The organism is Bradyrhizobium sp. MI1.11 (genome assembly GCF_055811255.1).
Genome location: NZ_JBVVPM010000140.1, coordinates 1 through 2,960 on the forward strand (window position 1 = coordinate 1; position 2,960 = coordinate 2,960).

The following is a 2,960-nucleotide window of genomic DNA, read 5'->3' on the forward strand; positions in this document are numbered from 1 at the left end:
ACCTCCCGCAGAACAAAAGCGGAAAGTGTAACCCATGTGTCCGGTACGAACTGTCACCTATGTCTCGGGTCGCTCACCCCCGACATTTCCCTGGTGAGTTTATGGTGTCTGTCTCTTAGCCCTGCGCGGAGCCAGTTTCTCCCTGCCCTCCCCGGCGCGGGGAAGAAACAAGCAGGAAAAATTGATGTAATTCAATACGATGTGACCGATGTGTCCTCGTTTGTGTCCCTGTCCCTCGTCCTTACAAAAGCTGTGCGTTCCCAGCCCTGACATGCGCGCGTTGATTGACACCTTTGAGCCACTCGCGTCTCAGTAGGTTTTTCGAGGGATTTTCGCGCCATGCAGCTGAAATGGTTTCACGTCCGTGACTTCCAAAGTGTCCGCGATTCCGGCCGGATTCCTGTTTCTGAGATCACATGTCTGGTTGGCAAAAATGAAGCTGGTAAGAGCGCTCTGTTGAAGGCGCTATATAGGCTCAATCCCGTCGTACCGGCCGACGGAAATTTTGACGTCACAAATGATTACCCTCGGATGGACGTCGAGGATTATCGGCACGCGGTGGAATCCGGGAAACGGGGAACAGCCGTACCAATCACGGCCTGCTATGCGCTGGATGCCGACGAGATTGCAGCCATTGCTGACATGTTCGGTGAGGCGTGCGTCACGAAACCGGAGATCACCTTCGAAAAAAGCTACGATAACAAACGGACCTACTCGCTCAGTGCCGATACCTCTAATGGCCTTGAGCATCTCATCAGTAAGGCCGATCTTTCGGAGCAAGCTGGGGCAGCTCTCACCGACGCGCCGCGTACTGCAGACGGGCTCAGCGCCATCTTGCAGGCACAGGAGCAAACGGCGGAGGTCACTAGGCTCTTAGCGGTGCTTGCCGAGGTGAAGAAAAGCGGTATCAGCGGCTATATTTACACTCATATCCTCCTGTCTCGCAGACCGAAGTACCTCTACTTCGACGAATATTATCAAATGACGGGTCACGAAAATATCGAAGCCCTTGTCGCGCGCGAAGCTGCTAACCCAAGCCAGCTGAAGCCGTCCGACCACCCACTGCTGGGCTTGATTAGACTTGCGCGTCTTAAGCTTCCGGAGTTGATCAATCCTGCAAGCACCATCGAGTTGAAAAATAGACTTGAAGGTGCAAGCAATCATCTAACCCGACAGGTGCTGAAATACTGGTCGCAAAATAAACACTTGCGAATGACGTTTGACGTTAGACCCGCTAGGACCGGCGACCCTGTCGGTATGCAAACCGGCACGAATATCTGGGGCGGCGTTTTCGACAACCGGCATCAGGTAACGACCGAGTTGGGCAGTCGATCACGCGGTTTCGTCTGGTTCTTTTCGTTTCTGGCCTGGTATTCAGATGTAAAGAAGAATGCCGAGCCGATGATTTTGCTTTTGGATGAACCGGGCCTGACACTGCACGCAAAAGCGCAGTACGACCTGCTGCGATACTTCGAGACGGAATTGAAGGGGGCTCATCAACTCATCTACACGAGCCACTCCCCCTTTATGATTGATGCAGAGCACTTCGAGCGGGTGCGCATCGTGCAAGACAAGAGCATCGATGCAGAATTAGATTCGGATAGCGGCGCTGAGGGCACGCGAGTTCTGGAGGATGTCTTTGCGGCGAGCGCTGATAGCCTTTTCCCGCTCCAAGGCGCTCTCGGATACGAGTTGCATCAAACGTTATTCGTGGGACCGTACTCGCTAGTGGTCGAGGGCGCAGCTGATTTGCTCTTTCTGCAAGCGATGTCGGCCATTCTGCAGGAAGATAAGAGGACCGGTCTCGATCCACGCTGGACCATCACCCCCGTCGGTGGGGCCGCTAAGGTGCCAACGTTCGTGGCGCTTCTGGGCGCTCAAAAGCGCATGGTCATCGCTACACTGATCGATAGCCAATCGGCGGATCAGCAAAAGATTGAAGGGCTGTACCGTGAAAAACTCTTAAGGAAGGCCAATGTCCTGACCTTCGCCCATTTCACTAAGACGTCAGAGGCCGATATCGAGGATATGTTTGGCCCAGAGTTTTACGTGGGCCTAGTCAATGCCGAATTTTCCGCACAGCTCAGCGGTGAGATTGATGCGAAGGCGTTAAAGTCAAAGGAGCCGCGCATCTTGCAGCGGCTGGAGAGATATTTCGTCGAGCATCCTCTGAAAGACGGCACGTTCAGTCATTATCGCCCGGCTCGATACTTCAATGAGAACTCTAGGAAGCTCTCGTCGACGTTGCCCAAGGGCGCGAAAGATCGGTTTGAGGCGGCATTCAAGACATTGAACGCTTTGATACCTAGCTAACCGGAGCGTGGCGGCAGTTGCTGCACTTCCTGCGTGCAACTTTTTTCCCCTAAAAGTGCGTGAATGCGAAAAGCGTAAATCGAGTGAGCCTCTACCCAACCACACCGAATCTGCCCGGCTCCTGCACGAGCCCTAGACTTTAGGCTTTTTCAAGCGGAGAGATAAGCTACGCATGCCCCTCAAAAAGCAGTGGATCATAGTTTTCGAAGCAGACCCGCTTGGGCCGCTGGCCGGAGAGTTTCATCCAAGTAGCCGCACCTATGATACGGAGGATGAGGCAAGAACTGCATGGAAGCGCAGAGACCAAAGGGGCGAGGCAGTGGACATCATCGAGATTGAATTTGACCCAAGCCGATCGCGACTACCGTGACTGAGAAGGGACGCAAATGTTGCTGACCTACTATAATCAGAACGGAGCAGCCGTCGCCTATCTGGATGGTGAACACCCACGTCTACGCCTCTGATGGGCGTCCTCTCGCTAACTACTAATTGGGGCTAGGAACGCATGTCCACAAAAAGGCAAGTCTTAGGTCGCTTCGGCGAGCTAACCGTTGCCAAGCATTGCCAATGTGTCATTCGGCCTGCAATATTGACCCCCTAAGCCGGGGGATCGGCGTCCAAAATTGACCCCCTATAGGTTGGTCTGT

General features: G+C 53.8%; 1 protein-coding gene. It reads left to right on the top strand.

Annotated elements, in window-relative coordinates; all coding sequences use genetic code 11:
- Positions 1-339: 339 nt before the first annotated feature.
- Positions 340-2,313: an AAA family ATPase gene (locus tag AC0L30_RS42600; protein ID WP_473406755.1), complete on the top strand. Its 1,974-nt coding sequence runs from the start codon at positions 340-342 to the stop codon at positions 2,311-2,313.
- Positions 2,314-2,960: the final 647 nt, after the last annotated feature.